The following is a 15785-nucleotide window of genomic DNA, read 5'->3' on the forward strand; positions in this document are numbered from 1 at the left end:
CACGTCTAGCGCAGCCAGCCGCGGCGCTGGAAGTATACGAGCGGCGCCGCCATGGCCGCCACCATCAGTCCGATCGCGAGCGGATAGCCGAAGTTCCAGTTCAGCTCGGGGAAGACCTTGAAGTTCATGCCGTAGATGCTGGCGATGAGGGTCGGCGGCAGGAAGGCCACCGAGGCCACCGAGAAGATCTTGATGATCTTGTTCTGGTTGATGTTGATGAAGCCGACCGTGGCGTCCATCAGGAAGTTCACCTTGTCGAACAGGAAAGACGTGTGGCCGTCGAGCGACTCGATGTCGCGCAGGATCTGGCGCGCTTCCTCGAACTGGTCCGCGTTCAGCAGCCGGCCGCGCATCAGGAAGCTGACCGCGCGCCGCGTGTCCATCATGTTGCGGCGGATGCGGCCGTTCAAGTCTTCCTCGTGCGCGATCGCGTTCAGCGCGGCGGCCGCGTCCTGGTCGGTGAATTCCTTCTGCAGCACGCGGGTCGAGACTTCTTCTAGGGCCTCGTAGATGCCCTCGAGCGCATCCGCCGAGTACTCGGCATCGGTCGCGTACAGGTCGAGCAGCACGTCCATGTAGTCTTCGATCGAGCCGGGCCGCGAGCGCGCGCGCAGGCGTACCAGGCGGAACACCGGCAGGTCGTCGTTGTGCACCGAGAACAGGATTTTCCCGGACAGGATGAAGGCCACCGTCACCACGCGCGACGGCCCGTCTTCCTCTTCGAGCAGGAAGTCGGTGCGCAGGTGCAGGTCGCCATTCTCGGCTTCGTAGTAGCGCGCCGACGCCTCGATGTCCGACACCTCGTCCTCGCCCGGCAGCGTCACCCCATAGGTGGTCTTGACCAGGATGCGCTCCTCGTCGGTGGGCTCGTTCAGGTCGACCCAGACCGGTGTCACGTTGGCCAGGTCCTCGCGCGAGTCGACGCTGACCTGGTTCAGGCGGCCATTTTGTAGGACGAATACGTTGATCATGCGTGTTTCTCGAGGGCCGGAATGCGAAGTGACGCAAGTGTAACCGACAGCCCGCAGGGGCGGCCACCCCGTCACGACAATTTCGTCGCTAGCCTGCGCCGGACGCCGCCCCTGCGCCGAACATGGCCGCATGCCAGTAGGCGCGCGGGTCGTCGAGCCAGGCAAAGCGCGCCTTGCCGGCCAGCGCGCGCAGTGGCGCGAGCCCGATCCGGTAGCGCCACAGCAGCGCGACCAGCTCGCGCATGGCGTCCCGGTTCAGGCGCCGCAGGTCGAGCGCCACCAGCAGGTCGCGCCCTTCGCCGCGGCAGCCCGCCACACCCGCGAGCCCCAGCAGGCCATCGAAGAAACGGCGCTCGTCACCCGGCGAATAAAAGCCCTGCAAGCGGATCCGGAGTTCCACGGCCGGGGCTCAGGGCAGGTCGACGAAGCGCATCCGGCGCTGGATCAGCGCGGTACGACGTTCCAGGTAGCGGGTGCTGCGGTGCTTGTCGTAGTAGCGCGGGTTGGGCAGCATCACGGCCAGGCGCGCGGCCTGCTGCGCGTTCAAGTTCGCGGCCGAGGTGCGGAAATAGTGGCGCGCGGCCGCCTCGGCGCCGAACACGCCGCGGCCGTACTCCACCACGTTCAGGTAGACCTCGAGGATGCGGCGCTTGGGCATCACCGTTTCCAGCATGAAGGCGATGACCAGCTCCTGGCCCTTGCGCAGGTAGCTGCGCGAGCCGGACAGGAACAGGTTCTTGGCCAGCTGCTGGGTGATGGTGGAGCCGCCGCCCACCACCTTGCTGCGCCGGTTGTTCTTTTCATAGGCCGCTTCCAGCGCTTCCCAGTCCACCCCGCCATGCTCGGCGAAGCGCGAATCCTCGGACGCCACCACCGCCTTTTTGAGGTTGACCGAGATGCGCTCGTAGGGCACCCATTCATGCTTGAGCGTCGCGTTCGGGTTCTTCTCGCGCAGTTCCGCCAGCTGCTGGCGCATGAAGCTGGTCGAGCCGGGATTGAATACCGCGTACCAGCACACCATGGCGAAGAAATACAGCTGCACCAGCAGCACCAGCAGCAGCGGGCCGAGCACCAGCCACTTGCGCCAGCGGCGCGCCCCCTTGCCGGCGGCCTTCTTCGTCTTGCCCATCGCGAGCGTGCTGGTATTCATGGTCGCATCTTCCTGAACAGTTCAGTGGTATCGGGACGCACGCCGCGCCAGATGGCGAAGGCTTCGGCGGCCTGCTCGACCAGCATGCCCAGGCCGTCGCGCACCCCCGCGCCCTGGCCCGCCGCGAATTGCATGAACACGGTGGGCTGCTCGCCATACATCATGTCCAGCGCCAGCGCGCCGGGTGCGAATACGCCGGCCGGCAGCGGCGGCAGCGCGCCCGCCAAGCTGCTGGAACTGGCATTCACGACGATGTCGAAGGCACCGGCGACGGCGCCGAAGCCGCCCCCCCGCAGCAGCACCCCGTGCCGGCCGAAGTCGCGCGCCAGCGCGGCCGCCGTGGCGGCGGTGCGGTTGGCGATGACGATCTCGCGCGGGCCCTGTTCGATCAGGGGCAGCAGGGCGCCGCGCGCCGCGCCGCCCGCGCCCAGCAGCAGCACGCGGCCGCCGGCGATGGCCTTGCCCGCGTTGCGGGTGATGTCGGCCACCAGGCCCGGACCGTCGGTATTGTCGCCGGCGATCTCGCCGTTGTCGAAGCTGAGCGTGTTAACCGCCCCGGCCGCCCGCGCGCGCGGCGCCAGCCGGGTACACAGGGCGGCCGCTTCGATCTTAAAGGGCACGGTCACATTGGCACCGCGGTAGCCCTCGTCCACCAGGCGCCTGAGCGTGGCGGCGAAGCCGTCCAGCGGCGCCAGGCAGCGCCCGTAGACCAGGTCCTGGCCGGTCTGGCGCGCGAACACCGCATGGATCGCGGGCGACTTGCTGTGGTCGACCGGGTTCCCGATCACGCAGTATTTGTCCATCACCCCTACCCCCCGCGCAGCTCGGCCTGCATCTTTTCCTCGCGCGTGAAGCGGAAGCGCGTGATCACCTCCCACAGGTCGTCCTTGCCGCGGCTGCGCATGTTCGCCGGGAAGGCGCCGAAGGGCGCGGCCTGGCGCACGATGCGCAGCGCCGCCGCATCCAGCGCCGGGCTGCCCGAACTGCGCTCGATGCGCGGACCGCCATCCTTCAGGTAGAGGCTCCCATCCTGGAACACGGGGATATAGACCACCAGTTCGCCGTACAGCTTCCTGCCGTTCTGCTGCGGGAAGTTGAGGGTGCCGACTTCCTCGATCCGCTTCTGCATTTCTTTATAGTAGAGGGCATAGCCGACCTGGCGCGTGCTGGGCGTGATCTGGGTGCGCTTGGGACGCTTGTTCTGGTCCTCGATGCGCTCGATGACCTCGGCCGCCGCGCGCGAGATGGCGCGGCTGGTGTCGAAGGCATCAAGGCCGCGCGCGGCCGGATCGGGCTTGTCCTGCTCGGTCCTGGGCGCCGCCGCGAAACTGGACGAGCGCACCCGGGTCAGCACGTTTTCCTGGCGCTGCTCGAGGTCGGCGATGCGGCGCTGCAGGGCCTTGATGCTTTCGCCGTCCTCGACCTTGCGCAGGTCGGGCAGCGGGGAGCGCACCCGTCCCGCATCGGCCGTGCCGCCGCCTTCCAGGTTGGCCTGGGCCAGCGCGTCGGCCTTGGCCGGGGCCCGCGCGTGCTTGGCGTTGACCAGGATGACTTCCAGGCCGGGGTCGGCCGGGCGCTGGCGGAAGGCATCGGGAGCGGCGAAACGCACCGCCAGCAGCGCCGCGTGCGCGAGCACGGAGACGCCGAGGGCGATCATCAGGGGACGGTTGTTTTGCAAGTACTTCACTGCGCGTGCCCGGGCGGGCGGTTGGATCAGGGATGGGGCATTCTAACCTGCAACAGCGGGCGGGGGGAGATTCGGGCGTGATCGCGACACGTAGGATGGGGATTCAACGGGTGGCAAGATCATCGTGTACGGCATTCATCTGCCAACGGTCACCGCGTGGGCAGGAAACCTGCCCACCCTACGGTATCACCCAGCCTTGGCGGGCACTTCGACGCCCTCCTCGGTCGTGACCGCGGCAACCACGCCTTCGGCTTCCACGACTTCGGCCAGCGTCGCTTCCCCGGTATCGCCCTCTTCCTCTTCTTCCAGCGCGAGCGCCGCGTCGGGCGCCGTGGCCGCCACTTCCAGCAGGCGCGCCTCAAGGCTCAGGTCGACCTCGTCCCAGCGCAGGATATCGAGCCGCACCTGGGCGCCGCGCGCCAGCTGCGGCATGCCGGCCAGGCGCGCCACCAGCGGGATCTCGACCAGGCGCAGGAGGTCTTCCTTGAGTACCACGGCATCGACCTGCCTGGCGTTCTCCTGCGCCAGCCAGCGCAGGCACCAGTAGCGCTCCATGTTCTGCTGGAAGTCGTTGTAGGCCGCGTAGGCCGCGTCGAAGGCGGACACGATCGAGAACAGGGTCGCGTCGCGGTGCTTGAACGGCGCCACCAGCGGCGCCGTCACGCCATGCGAGGCGCAGGCCAGGATCTGCCACTGGTTCACCAGGTCGGTGTAGCGGCGCAAGGGCGAGGTGCTCCACGCGTACTGGTCCACCCCCAGGCCCTGGTGCGGGGCCGCGTGGGTCACCATGCGCACCTGGATCTTGGCCGCCCAGCCGCCGGCGCCCGGTCCCTGCGAGCGGTAGATGCCCGGCACCCCCGAGTCGTGCAGCAGCTTGCCCCAGGTGCTGTTGGCGAAGATCATCAGCTCGGCCACGATCTTGTCGAGCGGCGCGCCGCGCTTGCGGCGCACGATCGAGACCACGTCGTCTTCGACGTAGAAGTTGAAGTCCACGCGGTTGGCCTGTTCCGGCCTGAGGCCGAAGGCTTCGCGCTTCTTCATGCGGCCCGCTTCCAGCTGCAGGGCCCATTGCCACAGCAGGCCCAGTTCTTCCTTGTGCGGGTAGTCGGCCGTACCTTCGCCGCTGCCACCGGCCAGCGCTTCCTCGGTGACGATGGCGTCCAGGTCGTTCAGGCGCAGGTTGCGCGCGATCGGTACGCGTTCGGCACGGGTGGTGGTCGAGACCACGCTCCAGTCCTGCGGATCGAGCACCGCGTACAGCGACAGCGCCGGGCAGTCCGTGCCTTCGGCCAGCGTGAAGGCATTCACCACCTCGTCCGGCAGCATGGTGATCTTATCGCCCGGCATATACACGGTGGACATGCGCGCGCGCGCAATCCTGTCGATCGCATCGTCCGGCCGGATGGCCAGGCCGGGCGCCGCGATATGGATGCCGACCTGCAGCCTGCCGTCCGCGAGCCTGCGCACCGAGAAGGCGTCGTCGATCTCGGTCGTGGTGACGTCGTCGATCGAGAAGGCGGCGACGTCGGCCAGCGGCAGGTCTTCCGGGGCCCCGGGCACCTCCACCTGGGGGAAACCGGCGCCGCGCGGGAAGTGCTCGAACAGGAAGCGCGACATGTGCAGTTCCTTGGGCGAAGCCAGGCCGCCCGTGTTCAGCATCAGGCGCGCAGCCGTAGTCTGCAGCTCGTTGGCGGCCGCTTCCAGGGCCTTGTATTCAATCGTGTTCTTGTCCGGCTTGAACAGCAGCTGCTGGACGATGGACTGCATCGAAGCGGGCAGCTTGCCGGCCTTGAGTTCGTCCACGTAGCCGGCCTGCACGATGGCCTGCTGCTTTTTCTTCTCGATGCCGGCCAGTGCCGCCTTCAGGGTCTGCTCGGGGGCGGCCTTGTAGCGTCCGCGGCCCTTCTTGTGGAAGTAGATCGGCGCGGCGTGCAGCGCCAGCACCAGTCCGGCCGCTTCAAACGGCAGCGGCGCGTGGCCGAAGTATTCCAGCCCCAGCTCGGCGAAGCCGAATTCTTCCTGTCCCGCCACTTCCCACAGGAAGTCGAGGTCGACCTCGGCGGCGATGCCTTTCGCGCTGCCCAGCAAGGCTTCCGGCTCGGGCTGCTCGAACTGGATCAGCACGTCGCGCGACTTGACCTTGCTGCGCTTGCCGCTGGCCAGTTCCACCTGGTAGGCCTCGCCCGCCTGCGACAGGACCTTGCCGGCCTTGAAGTCGCCCGACTCTTCAAAAAATACGTTCATGTCATTTCGTGTTCTGTTGTGTGGTGGCCCGCTTCAGGTCCAGCACCGCCGGCAGGAATACCTCGGTGACCAGCAGCAGGCCGTGGTGGCGGCGGTAGACGCAGCGCCGCGCATAATACAGTGTGTCCTCGGGTCCGCCGATGGCCGCGCGCACGCGGCGAAACAGCGGATGGCCCGCGCGGATGCGCGCGTATTCCAGCTGGCCACGGCGCACCAGCGGATCGTAGAACAGGGTGGTGCCGAGCGAGCGCTCGCCCAGCGCCGAAAACAGCGGCCAGTCGCTGGCCGTGCAGCCCATCGGCACCACCGTGTGGCCGAACACCCGTGGCCGGCCATCGCATTCGAGCAGCACTTCGCGTTCCCACACGCGTCCCCGACGCGGCAGGCCGATCGTGCGCGCCTCGTCCGCCAGGCAGGTGGCGGCCTGCTGGTGCAGGCGGCGCACGCGGAAGGCTGCACTGTGCGCCATCAGGCGCGCGGTCAGCGAACCCTCGGTCGTCAGCCAGTCGCGCATCCGGTCCGGCGCGCGCAGCGCCACCGCATGCGGCTGCCAGGCCGCCAGCCTCAGCGAAGCATTCCTCATTGCGCCATTCACTGCGGCGTGCCCTGCACCACGCCCGCTCCAGCGCAGAAGGACAGCACCTCGTCGACATAGCGCGGAAATTCCGAGATCGCATGGTCGCTGCCCTCGATCACGTGCTGCCGCGCGCCGGCGTAGTGGGCCACCATGTCGCGGTAGTCCAGCACTTCGTCGCCGGTGGCGGCCAGCAGGAAGTAGCGTTCCGGCTTCGTGATCCGCTCTACCCGCAGCGCCGCCAGCTCGTCGATGTACTCGCGGCGGAACTCGAAGGGCTCGTCGGAATGCCACGCGGTGGTAAGGCCGACGTGGTGCTCCAGGCTCTTCAGCGGATTCACGGAAGGATTCAGCAGCACCGCCGGCACGTCCAGGCGCTCGGCCAGCCAGGTGGCGTAGAAGCCGCCCAGCGAGGAACCGATGATGGACAGGTTGCCGGGCGCATGGCGCTCGGCCAGCAGCAGGGCCAGGTCCATCGCGGCCTTCGGCGAAGCCGGCAGCTGCGGGCAGATCAGCGCGTGGGCGCGCCCGGCGTCCGCCATTGCCTTCTGTACCACCCGCGCCTTGAAGGACTTCGGCGAGGAGCGGAATCCGTGCAAGTAAAGAACGTACCCGTTCGCGCTCATGGCGCCAGCGCGTCCAGCAGTTTCTGGTGCACGCCGCCGAAGCCGCCGTTGCTCATCACGAGGATGTGGTCGCCCGGCTGGGCGGCCTGCACGATGGCCTGCACCATGTAGTCGAGCTGGTCGAAGCTGTGGGCGATGCCGCCCAGCGGCTTCAATGCGTCGGCCAGCGACCAGCCCAGCGCCTGCTGGCTGCCGAAGCCGAACACCAGGTCGGCGTCCTTCAGGCTGCCCGGCAGCGCATCCTTCATCGCGCCCAGCTTCATGGTGTTCGAGCGTGGCTCGAGCACGGCCAGGATGCGGCCCGAATTTGTTCCACTACTGCCGATCTTCTGGCGCAGGCCGGCGACCGTGGTGGCGATCGCGGTCGGGTGGTGGGCGAAATCGTCGTAGACGGTGATGCCGTTGACGGTGCCGCGCACTTCCATGCGCCGCTTGACGCTCTGGAAGCGCGCCAGCGAGGCGATCGCCTGCGAGGTCGGCACGCCGACGTGGCGCGCGGCGGCGATCGCGGCCAGCGCGTTCGAACGGTTGTGGTGGCCGCTCAGGTCCCAGTGCACGGTGCCCTGCACGTCGCCGTTGAACAGCACGTCGAAACTGCCGCCCTGGTGCTCGACCAGGCTCCAGTTCGCCCCTTCGGACAGGCCGAAGCTTTCCTTTTCGCTCCAGCAGCCGCGTTTCAGCACGCGGGACAGCGAGGCCTCGTCGCCGTTCACCACCAGGCGGCCCACGCCGGGCACGGTGCGCACCAGGTGGTGGAACTGGGTCTCGATGGCGCCGATGTCGGGGAAGATGTCGGCGTGGTCGTATTCCAGGTTGTTCAGCACCGCGGTCTTGGCGTGGTAGTGCACGAACTTGGAGCGCTTGTCGAAGAAGGCGGTGTCGTACTCGTCCGCCTCGATCACGAAGAAGTCGCTCGGCTTGTCGCCATGCAGGCGCGCCGAGATGCCGAAGTTCATCGGCACCCCGCCGATCAGGAAGCCGGGCGCATAGCCGGCGTCTTCCAGGATCCAGGCCAGCATCGAGGTGGTGGTGGTCTTGCCATGCGTGCCGGCCACGGCCAGCACCCATTTGTCGCGCAGGATGTGTTCGCCGATCCATTGCGGACCGGAGACGTAAGGCAGGCCGCGGTTCAGGATCTCTTCGATCAGCGGATTGCCGCGTGTCATGACATTGCCGATCACATACAGGTCGGGATTCAGCGACACCTGTTCCGGGCCGTAGCCCTGGATCAGCTCGATGCCCTGGGCTTCGAGCTGGGTGCTCATCGGCGGATAGACGTTGGCGTCGCAGCCGGTGACACGGTGGCCGGCTTCCTTGGCCAGGACCGCCAGGCCACCCATGAAGGTGCCGCAAATACCGAGAATGTGAATGTGCATGGTCGAAGAAAAATGGGCTGCGGTCGGGACCGAAAGCGCGATTCTACCCGACCCGCTGCCATTTTCCGTTCAAGAGTATGATTCAGGCACCATGCCGATACAGAACAATGATGTACTCCAGTTGCGCGCCGAAATCGCTGCCCTTGCCGCGCGCATGATCGCCCAGGACGGGGCCGACTACGATACCGCGCGCCGCAAGGCGGCCCGCCAGGCGCTCGGGGTGGACCGCCCTGCCCCCAACCTGATGCCCGACAACCTGCAGATCGAGGATGAAGTCCGCAAGTACCAGTCGCTGTTCGGCGGGCCCGGCCACGCCGCGCGCCTGCAGGCCCTGCGCAGTACCGCGCTCCAGGTAATGGATGCGCTGGCCGAATTCCGCCCCTACCTGACCGGCGCCGTGCTGAACGGCACCGCAGGCGAGCACGACGACATCCACCTGCAGCTGTTTGCCGAGAGCGCCAAGGAAGTCGAGATCTACCTGCTCAACCGCAACGTCAATATCGAGATCTCGGAAACGCCCCATTTCAAGGGTGGGCGCCACGATCCGGTTGAAACGGTCAGCTTCATGTGGCATAAGGAAAGAATTCATGCCGAGTTGTACGACTTTCATGATTTACGCGGGGCCCTCAAGCCGCGCGCCGACGGCCGCCTGCACCGGGTCGACGCAGCCGGGCTGCGCGCGCTGATGGCAAACGACGAAACACTGGAACAGGACGAATGAACAAGAAACACGTAGCGATCTATGCGGCCGTGGCCGCCATGTTCGGCATCATGGGAGCGCTGGTCGCCCTCAACCAGAAGGAATTGCCGCCCATGACGGGCAATGCCGGCGCCGCGGCCGGCGCCAAGCCGCCAGTGGCGGTGGACAAGCTGTTCGCGCAGTCGCTGAACGACTTGCAGGGCAAGCCCGAGGCGCTGGCCCGCTGGCGCGGCAAACCGCTGGTGGTCAATTTCTGGGCAACCTGGTGCGCGCCCTGCGTGCAGGAGATGCCGGAGCTGTCCGAACTGGCGGGCAGCGACGGTGGCAAGACCTTCAATGTGATCGGCATCGGCATCGATTCGCCGTCGAACATGCAGGCCTTCGCGGCCAAGCTCAAGATTGCCTATCCGCTCTATGTGGGTGGCATGGGCGGAACCGAACTGTCGCGCGCCTTCGGCAACAGCGCCGGCGGCTTGCCGTATACAGTATTGATCGGCGCGGATGGACAAGTGCGCAAGACGTATTTGGGTAAGCTCAAGTTCGATGAATTGCGCGCGGATCTGGCGAAGTTGTAGGCGTAACCTGGCACGGTGGGCCAGATTACGCGCTGCCGATCCCCTATAAAAACCGGGTCAGCGAACGATCGTACTTTTCCGAACTGCGCCGAATATGCCTGCATCAACTGGCAATTTTACTGCTTGCCAATAGCCGAGCTTGACGGCACAATGCCTTCCTTTCGGGCGTTCAGACTCTTCAACATGGCGAAAAAGCTACTGCTGCTTAATGGCCCCAACCTCAATCTATTGGGGACCCGGGAGCCTGCGGTGTACGGCGCGACGACGCTGGCCGACATCGAGCAGGCAGCCAGGGCACAGGCAGCAAGCGCAGGCGCAAGCCTGGAATGCTTCCAGAGCAACCATGAAGGAGCCCTGATCGACCGCATCCATGCCGCGCGCAGCGAAGGCGTGGAGGCGATCGTCATCAATCCGGGTGGCCTGACCCATACCAGCGTGGCACTGCGCGATGCGCTTGCGGCGGTGGCAATCCCTTTCGTGGAGGTGCACATCTCGAATGTCCATGCCCGCGAATCCTTTCGGCACCACTCGTACTTGTCCGCCATCGCGCTCGGCGTGATCTGCGGCCTGGGTCCGGACGGATACCGGTTTGCCATCGACTTTGCGCTTAAATCGCGTTAATCTACGTCAACTTCATGTATCAGCAGCCACGTAGCCACCACCAGCGCGTTGCCAGCTCTCTTAAAACGAATAAAACACCAAGGGGTTTCACATGGATCTCAGAAAACTCAAGACCTTGATCGACCTGGTCGCCGAATCGGACATCGCTGAACTCGAAGTCACCGAAGGCGAAAGCAAGGTCCGCATCGTCAAGTCGTCCGCAAACCCTCAGGGCGGGATGATGATGGTCCCGCAGCAGGCGGTGCAGCACATCGCCGCGCCGGCCGCCCCGGCCCCGGCCGCCGCGCCGGCAGCCGCACCGGCCGCCGCCGAGCCGACCGGCCACGTGGTCAAGTCGCCGATGGTCGGCACCTTCTACCGTAGCTCGGCCCCGGGCGCCCCGGCTTTCGTCGAAGTCGGCCAGAGTGTCAAGCAGGGCGATACCCTGTGCATCATCGAAGCGATGAAGCTGCTGAACGAGATCGATGCCGAGGTCGCAGGCACGGTCACCAAGATCTTCGTGGAAAACGGCCAGCCGGTCGAATTTGGCCAGCCGCTCTTCATCATCGGCTAAGCACCTCCGGCCCGGCGGCGTCCTGCCGCCAGCCCATTCATGTCGTGTCCGGCGCGTGCTGTTACCAGTCTGCGCCGGTTTTCACTGAAACACCGAACCTACCATGTTTGAAAAAATCCTCATCGCCAACCGTGGTGAAATCGCGCTGCGTATCCAGCGCGCATGCCGCGAACTGGGCATCAAGACGGTCGTCGTTCACTCCGAGGCGGACAAGGACGCCAAGTACGTGAAACTGGCGGACGAATCCGTCTGCATCGGTCCGGCCCAGTCGACGCTCAGCTACCTGAACATGCCGGCGATTATCAGCGCCGCCGAAGTGACGGACGCCGAGGCGATCCACCCGGGCTACGGCTTCCTGTCGGAGAACGCCGACTTCGCCGAGCGCGTCGAGAAATCGGGCTTCGTCTTCATCGGCCCGCGTTCGGACTCGATCCGGCTGATGGGCGACAAGGTTTCGGCCAAGCAGGCGATGATCAAGGCCGGCGTGCCTTGCGTGCCGGGTTCGGACGGCGCCCTCTCGGACGACCCGAAAGAGATCATCCAGACCGCGCGCCGCGTCGGCTACCCGGTCATCATCAAGGCCGCCGGTGGTGGTGGCGGCCGCGGCATGCGCGTGGTGCATACCGAAGCCGCGCTGCTGAACGCCGTCCAGATGACCAAGACCGAAGCCGGCACCGCCTTCGGCAATCCGGAAGTCTACATGGAGAAGTTCCTGGAAAATCCGCGCCACGTGGAGATCCAGATCCTCGCCGACGAACACAAGAACGCCGTCTGGCTGGGCGAACGCGACTGCTCGATGCAGCGCCGCCACCAGAAGGTGATCGAGGAAGCACCGGCGCCGGGCATCCCGCGCAAGCTCATCGAGAAGATCGGCGACCGCTGCGCCGAAGCCTGCCGCAAGATCGGCTACCGCGGCGCCGGCACCTTCGAATTCCTGTACGAGAACGGCGAGTTCTACTTCATCGAGATGAACACCCGCGTGCAGGTGGAACACCCGGTCACCGAGATGATCACCGGGATCGACATCGTGCAGGAACAGATCCGCATCGCCTGCGGCGAGAAGCTGCGCTTCAAGCAGCGCGACATCATGCTGTCGGGCCACGCGATCGAGTGCCGCATCAATGCCGAGGACCCGTTCAAGTTCACGCCGTCCCCGGGCCGCATCACCGGCTGGCACCCGCCGGGCGGCCCCGGCATCCGCGTCGATTCGCACTCCTACGCGGGCTACTACGTGCCGCCGCACTACGACTCGATGATCGGCAAGGTCATCTCGTATGGCGCCACGCGCGAGCAGGCGATCCGCCGCATGCAAATCGCGCTCTCGGAAATGGTGGTTGAAGGTATCCTCACCAATATTCCGCTGCACCGCGAGCTGATGGTGGACGCCCGCTTCATCGAGGGCGGCACCAACATCCACTACCTGGAGCACAAGCTGGCCTCGAAGCCGGACCTGCCGAAGGAAACGGGGATCGGCGCCAAATCGGACACCAGGATAGACGCATGAGCTGGACTGAAGTCGTCATCGAAGTCGCGCGCGAACACGCCGAGGCCCTGTCGGACGCCCTGATGGAAGCGGGCGCCCTGTCGGTCTCGGTGGAAGACGCGGACGAAGGCACGGAGGCGGAAAAACCGCTGTTCGGCGAGCCGGGCATGGAACCGACCGAGACTGCCTGGGACCACTCGCGCGTGGTCGCGCTGACCGATACGGACGCCGACCAGTTCGCGATCGTGCAGGAAGCCGCCAACGCCATCCAGCTGCCGGTCGTGCCCTCGTTCACCACCCGCGCGGTGGAAGACGCCGACTGGGTGCGTCTGACCCAGTCGCAGTTCGAGCCGATCCACATCGGCACCAACATCTGGGTCGTGCCGAGCTGGCACGAGGCACCGGACCCGAACGGCCTGATCCTGGAACTCGATCCGGGCCTGGCCTTCGGCACCGGCAGCCATCCGACCACCCGCCTGTGCATGGAGTGGCTGGAAGCGCACCCGGCGCCCGGCAAGTCGGTGCTGGACTACGGCTGCGGCTCGGGCATCCTGGCGATGGTGGCCAAGAAGCTCGGCGCGAATGATGTGGCGGGGGTCGACATCGATCCGCAAGCGATCGAATCGGCGCGCGCCAATGCCGAGCGCAATGGCTGCGCCATCGACTTCTACGTGCCGGACGACTTCGCGGCGGCGCCCAACGCGCGCCATGCCAAGGGCCAGTTCGACATCGTGGTGGCCAACATCCTGTCGAGCCCATTGAAGCTGATGGCGCCGATGCTGTCCGGCCGCGTGGCGCCTGGCGGTTCGCTGGTCCTGTCGGGCGTGCTGGCGCGCCAGGCCGAGGAAGTGGCCGCCGCCTACGCTCCCTTCATCCAGCTGGGCGTCTGGGCCGAGCAGGACGGCTGGGTTGCCCTGCACGGCACGCTCGGCCAGGACACCGCACCTGCGCCGCGCTCCTCCGCCGGCTAAGGAAGCCGCCAGGCATGGCCCTCGCCACCCAATGCCCCCACTGCGGCACCGTGTTCCGCGTCGCCGCGGACCAGCTCAAGCTGCGTGGGGGCATCGTCCGTTGCGGCGCCTGTACCGAGGTCTTCGATGGCAATGCCGCCCTGGTAGACCTGGAGGGCGCCTCCGCGCCGCCTTCCGCCACGCCGGCTGCCGTGCCGGCTCCCGTAGCTGCCGCACCGGCGGCCGAGGAGACGGGCGACGAGGCCATTTATACGCTCGAATTCGACCGTACCTTCGCGCCTTTCGGCATCCTGCCGCAGGCCAGCACCGCGCCGGCGGCATCGGTACCGCTGGCGGCGCCTGCGCCGGTACCTGAGCCAGAACCAGAACCTGAGCCCGAGCCGGTACCGGAACCGCCTCCTGCGCCGCAACCTGAACCTGACCCCGAACCGGAAGCCGTAGCGGCGCCGGATCCGGCACTGCCTGCATCCTCGGCTCCGCCGGCACCGGGCGGGCCATCCGCGCGCCCCGCGCAGGCGCTCCCGCCGCCGCTGCTGCTGCGCGAATCCGGCCCGGCCACCGTCACCCTGCCGCTGCCGCCCAGCGCGCCGCCAGTGGCCCCGCGCACGCCGCGCGCCAAGGCAGGCAAGGCGGCCAAGGCAGCGGATGCGCGCGCGCGCCGCGCCCGGCCGGCGCCGGCCAGCATCGAAGCGCCCAAGCCGCCGCCGGAGCCGGACGAACCTGCCTTCGTGCGCCGCACCCGCCAGCGCGAGCGCTCGGGCAAGACGCTGCGCATCGCGCTCGCCGCTGGCAGCGCAGTCCTGCTGCTGGTGCTCGCCGCCCAGCTGGTGCGCGGCTTCCACGACCCGCTGGCGGCCCGCTATCCCGCCTTCAAGCCGGCGCTGGTGTCGCTGTGCGGCCTGCTCGGCTGCCGGGTCGAGCTGCCGGCGCGCATCGAGCAGCTGGTGATCGATACCGGCGAACTCACCACCCTCGGCGGCAACGCCTATACCTTCACGACCCAGCTGCGCAACCAGGGCCATACCGTACAGGCGTGGCCCAGCCTCGAGCTGACCCTGTCCAGCGCCGACGACAAGCCGCTGGTACGGCGCGTGTTCGGTCCGCGCGACTACCTGCCTGCCGGGCCGCTGCTGGCAGCCGGCTTCCCCGCCCGCGCCGAACAGCCGGTGAAACTGCACTTCCGCGTCGAGGAACCGGCACCGTCCGGTTACCATGTCGCCGTCTTCTATCCCTGAAAGCCCATCCATGACCCACACCGCCCTGATCTGCGGCTCGATCGCCTTCGACAAGATCATGCAGTACCACGGCCGCTTCGCCGACACCCTGCTGGCCGACCAGCTGCACCGCGTCAACGTGTCCTTCCTGGTGCCGAGCCTGCGCCTCGAGTACGGCGGCTGCGCGGTGAACATCGCCTACAACCTCAAGCTGCTGGGCGGCGAGCCGCTGGTCATGGGCACCATCGGCCAGGATGGCGGCGACTACCTGGAGCGCATGCGCAAGCAGGGCCTGGACACGCGCGCCATCCGCACCATCCCCGGCGCCTATACGGCTCAGTGCTTCGTCACCGCCGACCAGGACAACAACCAGATCAATGCCTTCCACCCGGGCGCCATGCAGCATTCGCACGAGAACAACGTGGGCGACCAGGGGCCGCTACGGGTGGCGATCATCTCGCCGGATGGCCGCGACGGCATGCTCAAGCACGCCGCCGACTGCGCCGCCCTGGGTGTTCCCTTCATGTTCGACCCGGGCCAGCAGCTGCCGATGTTCTCCGGCGACGAGCTGCTCCGCTGCATCGACGGCGCCAGCTACCTGGCCTGCAACGACTACGAGTTCGAAGTGGTGATGGACCGCACCGGACTGGGCCTGGAACAGATCGCGGCGCGCCTGGACGCGCTGGTCGTCACGCGCGGCGGCGAAGGCTCGGACATCTACGCGGGCGGCGAGCGGCACCGCATTCCGGCGGTCCAGGCCGAGCAGGTGGTCGACCCCACCGGCTGTGGCGACGCCTACCGCGCCGGCCTGCTGTACGGGATCACGCAAGGTTTCGACTGGCCGACCACCGGCCGCATTGCCAGCCTGCTGGGCGCAATCAAGATCGCCCATGCCGGCGGCCAGAACCACAGCGTCGCGCCGGAAGAGATCGACCGCAGGTTCGAGGCGGCCTTCGGCTACCGCTTCCGCTGAACGCCGCAGCCGGCGGCAGCCGGCAAGGCATGAAAAAGGGGCCCCCATGGGGCCCCTCGTCATTTGC

Annotated in this window: 17 protein-coding genes; 8 read left to right on the forward strand and 9 right to left on the reverse strand. The window is 67.1% G+C overall.

All coding sequences use genetic code 11. The annotated features are described in order from the left end of the window. Positions 1-5 precede the first annotated feature (5 nt). From corA to mpl, 9 genes are all read right to left on the reverse strand, one after another. On the reverse strand, positions 6-971 hold the full coding sequence (gene corA, locus LCI23_RS11395; protein ID WP_224946581.1) for a magnesium/cobalt transporter CorA: 966 nt from the start codon (positions 969-971) through the stop codon (positions 6-8). Between the two features lie 88 nt (positions 972-1059). Beyond that, positions 1060-1371, reverse strand: coding sequence for a hypothetical protein (locus LCI23_RS11400; protein ID WP_224946582.1), 312 nt, complete (start codon positions 1369-1371; stop codon positions 1060-1062). 9 nt (positions 1372-1380) lie between these two features. Continuing rightward, positions 1381-2100 carry a monofunctional biosynthetic peptidoglycan transglycosylase gene (gene mtgA / locus LCI23_RS11405; protein ID WP_224946695.1) on the reverse strand — a complete coding sequence of 240 codons (720 nt, stop codon included), beginning with the start codon at positions 2098-2100 and terminating at the stop codon, positions 1381-1383. Between the two features lie 17 nt (positions 2101-2117). Beyond that, positions 2118-2924 (reverse strand): shikimate dehydrogenase, encoded by an 807-nt coding sequence (gene aroE / locus LCI23_RS11410; RefSeq protein WP_224946583.1) that lies wholly within the window; start codon positions 2922-2924, stop codon positions 2118-2120. A gap of 5 nt (positions 2925-2929) precedes the next feature. After that, positions 2930-3778: a TonB family protein gene (locus tag LCI23_RS11415; protein ID WP_224946696.1), complete on the reverse strand. Its 849-nt coding sequence runs from the start codon at positions 3776-3778 to the stop codon at positions 2930-2932. Positions 3779-3994: 216 nt separating this feature from the next. Continuing rightward, positions 3995-6052, reverse strand: a complete 2058-nt coding sequence (locus tag LCI23_RS11420; RefSeq protein ID WP_224946584.1) for a ribonuclease catalytic domain-containing protein — start codon at positions 6050-6052, stop codon at positions 3995-3997. A 1-nt stretch (position 6053) separates the two neighbouring features. Beyond that, the gene (locus LCI23_RS11425; protein WP_224946585.1) at positions 6054-6635 is read right to left on the reverse strand and encodes a chorismate lyase; all 582 of its coding nucleotides are present in this window, start codon (positions 6633-6635) and stop codon (positions 6054-6056) included. 8 nt (positions 6636-6643) lie between these two features. Then, positions 6644-7252 carry a YqiA/YcfP family alpha/beta fold hydrolase gene (locus LCI23_RS11430; RefSeq protein ID WP_224946586.1) on the reverse strand — a complete coding sequence of 203 codons (609 nt, stop codon included), beginning with the start codon at positions 7250-7252 and terminating at the stop codon, positions 6644-6646. After that, complete coding sequence (gene mpl, locus LCI23_RS11435; RefSeq protein ID WP_224946587.1) at positions 7249-8628, reverse strand: UDP-N-acetylmuramate:L-alanyl-gamma-D-glutamyl-meso-diaminopimelate ligase; 1380 nt, start codon at positions 8626-8628, stop codon at positions 7249-7251. Before mpl ends, LCI23_RS11430 begins: the two co-directional genes overlap by 4 nt. Positions 8629-8719: 91 nt before the next feature. On the opposite strand from mpl, the gene LCI23_RS11440 reads away from it, so the two are divergent. The 8 genes from LCI23_RS11440 (at position 8720) to LCI23_RS11475 (ending at position 15718) form a co-directional block, all read left to right on the forward strand. Continuing rightward, on the forward strand, positions 8720-9349 hold the full coding sequence (locus LCI23_RS11440; RefSeq protein WP_224946588.1) for a hypothetical protein: 630 nt from the start codon (positions 8720-8722) through the stop codon (positions 9347-9349). After that, positions 9346-9903 carry a TlpA disulfide reductase family protein gene (locus tag LCI23_RS11445; RefSeq protein WP_224946589.1) on the forward strand — a complete coding sequence of 186 codons (558 nt, stop codon included), beginning with the start codon at positions 9346-9348 and terminating at the stop codon, positions 9901-9903. The genes LCI23_RS11440 and LCI23_RS11445 overlap by 4 nt, the downstream gene beginning before the upstream one ends. Before the next feature lie 183 nt (positions 9904-10086). Then, positions 10087-10524 (forward strand): type II 3-dehydroquinate dehydratase, encoded by a 438-nt coding sequence (gene aroQ / locus LCI23_RS11450; protein ID WP_224946590.1) that lies wholly within the window; start codon positions 10087-10089, stop codon positions 10522-10524. Positions 10525-10615: 91 nt separating this feature from the next. Continuing rightward, on the forward strand, positions 10616-11077 hold the full coding sequence (gene accB / locus LCI23_RS11455; protein ID WP_224946591.1) for an acetyl-CoA carboxylase biotin carboxyl carrier protein: 462 nt from the start codon (positions 10616-10618) through the stop codon (positions 11075-11077). Positions 11078-11180: 103 nt separating this feature from the next. Continuing rightward, positions 11181-12581 (forward strand): acetyl-CoA carboxylase biotin carboxylase subunit, encoded by a 1401-nt coding sequence (gene accC / locus LCI23_RS11460; RefSeq protein WP_224946592.1) that lies wholly within the window; start codon positions 11181-11183, stop codon positions 12579-12581. Beyond that, complete coding sequence (gene prmA / locus LCI23_RS11465; RefSeq protein WP_224946593.1) at positions 12578-13531, forward strand: 50S ribosomal protein L11 methyltransferase; 954 nt, start codon at positions 12578-12580, stop codon at positions 13529-13531. Before accC ends, prmA begins: the two co-directional genes overlap by 4 nt. A gap of 14 nt (positions 13532-13545) precedes the next feature. Next, positions 13546-14766, forward strand: coding sequence for a DUF3426 domain-containing protein (locus LCI23_RS11470; RefSeq protein WP_224946594.1), 1221 nt, complete (start codon positions 13546-13548; stop codon positions 14764-14766). Positions 14767-14776: 10 nt separating this feature from the next. Then, complete coding sequence (locus tag LCI23_RS11475; RefSeq protein WP_224946595.1) at positions 14777-15718, forward strand: carbohydrate kinase family protein; 942 nt, start codon at positions 14777-14779, stop codon at positions 15716-15718. The last annotated feature ends 67 nt before the right edge of the window (positions 15719-15785 follow it).

Origin of the sequence: Massilia sp. MS-15 (genome assembly GCF_020176695.1) — a bacterium.
GTDB classification, from domain to species: domain Bacteria; phylum Pseudomonadota; class Gammaproteobacteria; order Burkholderiales; family Burkholderiaceae_D; genus Telluria; species Telluria hydrophila.

Bases quoted from the DNA above. Each gene is read 5' to 3' on its own strand.
- corA (WP_224946581.1), bottom strand. From the start codon at position 971: ATGATCAACGTATTCGTCCTACAAAATGGCCGCCTGAACCAGGTCAGC.
- mtgA (WP_224946695.1), bottom strand. From the start codon at position 2,100: ATGGGCAAGACGAAGAAGGCCGCCGGCAAGGGGGCGCGCCGCTGGCGC.
- aroE (WP_224946583.1), bottom strand. From the start codon at position 2,924: ATGGACAAATACTGCGTGATCGGGAACCCGGTCGACCACAGCAAGTCG.
- LCI23_RS11415 (WP_224946696.1), bottom strand. From the start codon at position 3,778: ATGATCGCCCTCGGCGTCTCCGTGCTCGCGCACGCGGCGCTGCTGGCG.
- LCI23_RS11420 (WP_224946584.1), bottom strand. From the start codon at position 6,052: ATGAACGTATTTTTTGAAGAGTCGGGCGACTTCAAGGCCGGCAAGGTC.
- LCI23_RS11425 (WP_224946585.1), bottom strand. From the start codon at position 6,635: ATGAGGAATGCTTCGCTGAGGCTGGCGGCCTGGCAGCCGCATGCGGTG.
- LCI23_RS11430 (WP_224946586.1), bottom strand. From the start codon at position 7,252: ATGAGCGCGAACGGGTACGTTCTTTACTTGCACGGATTCCGCTCCTCG.
- mpl (WP_224946587.1), bottom strand. From the start codon at position 8,628: ATGCACATTCACATTCTCGGTATTTGCGGCACCTTCATGGGTGGCCTG.
- LCI23_RS11440 (WP_224946588.1), top strand. From the start codon at position 8,720: ATGCCGATACAGAACAATGATGTACTCCAGTTGCGCGCCGAAATCGCT.
- LCI23_RS11445 (WP_224946589.1), top strand. From the start codon at position 9,346: ATGAACAAGAAACACGTAGCGATCTATGCGGCCGTGGCCGCCATGTTC.
- aroQ (WP_224946590.1), top strand. From the start codon at position 10,087: ATGGCGAAAAAGCTACTGCTGCTTAATGGCCCCAACCTCAATCTATTG.
- accB (WP_224946591.1), top strand. From the start codon at position 10,616: ATGGATCTCAGAAAACTCAAGACCTTGATCGACCTGGTCGCCGAATCG.
- accC (WP_224946592.1), top strand. From the start codon at position 11,181: ATGTTTGAAAAAATCCTCATCGCCAACCGTGGTGAAATCGCGCTGCGT.
- prmA (WP_224946593.1), top strand. From the start codon at position 12,578: ATGAGCTGGACTGAAGTCGTCATCGAAGTCGCGCGCGAACACGCCGAG.
- LCI23_RS11470 (WP_224946594.1), top strand. From the start codon at position 13,546: ATGGCCCTCGCCACCCAATGCCCCCACTGCGGCACCGTGTTCCGCGTC.
- LCI23_RS11475 (WP_224946595.1), top strand. From the start codon at position 14,777: ATGACCCACACCGCCCTGATCTGCGGCTCGATCGCCTTCGACAAGATC.